Genomic DNA, 717 nt, shown 5'->3' with positions numbered 1-717 from the left:
AGATGGCGCCTGCGGTCCAGTCGACGTGGGTGGTGGGTTCGTCGACGTGCAGGGTGCGGGGCAAGACGCCGTGCCGCATCGCCTCGATCATCTTGATGATTCCGCCGACCCCGGCCGCTGCTTGCGCGTGCCCGATGTTCGACTTCACCGAACCCAGGTAAAGGGGCCGCTCGGCGTCTCGTCCCTGTCCATAGGTGGCGAGGAGGGCTTGGGCCTCGATGGGATCGCCCAGAGTGGTGCCCGTGCCATGCGCCTCGACCGCGTCGATGTCGGCAAAGGTGAGCTGAGCGTGTGCGAGGGCGTCCCGGATGACGCGTTCCTGGGAGGGGCCGTTGGGCGCGGTGAGGCCGTTGGACGCGCCGTCCTGATTAATGGCCGAGCCGCGGAGGACAGCGAGAACGGGGTGGCCATTGCGTTGGGCGTCGGAGAGCCGTTCCAGCAAGAGGATGCCGACGCCTTCGCTCCAGGCGGTGCCGTCGGCGGAATTGGAGAAGGGCTTGCAGCGTCCATCGGGGGCGAGTCCGCGTTGGCGGCTGAATTCGATGAATGCGTCCGGAGCGGCCATGACGGCGACGCCTCCGGCCAGCACTAGGTCGCATTCGTTGTTGCGGAGTGCTTGTGCTGCCAGGTGTGCGGCGACCAGGGAGGAGGAGCAGGCGGTGTCGACGGTGATCGCGGGGCCTTCCAACCCGAGGGTGTAGGCGACGCGGCCGGAGG

At 68.1% G+C, this 717-nt stretch carries 1 protein-coding gene; it reads right to left on the bottom strand.

Translation table 11 applies throughout. The features are described from left to right. Positions 1-717, bottom strand: a 717-nt coding sequence (locus ETD83_RS42105; protein WP_138650807.1) for a beta-ketoacyl synthase N-terminal-like domain-containing protein, incomplete at both ends; no start/stop codon positions are given.

Source organism: Actinomadura soli (genome assembly GCF_005889715.1).
GTDB classification, from domain to species: Bacteria; Actinomycetota; Actinomycetes; order Streptosporangiales; family Streptosporangiaceae; genus Spirillospora; species Spirillospora soli.
The sequence above is the reverse complement of the archived record's forward strand: the minus strand, read 5'-3'. Positions and strand labels throughout refer to the sequence as shown.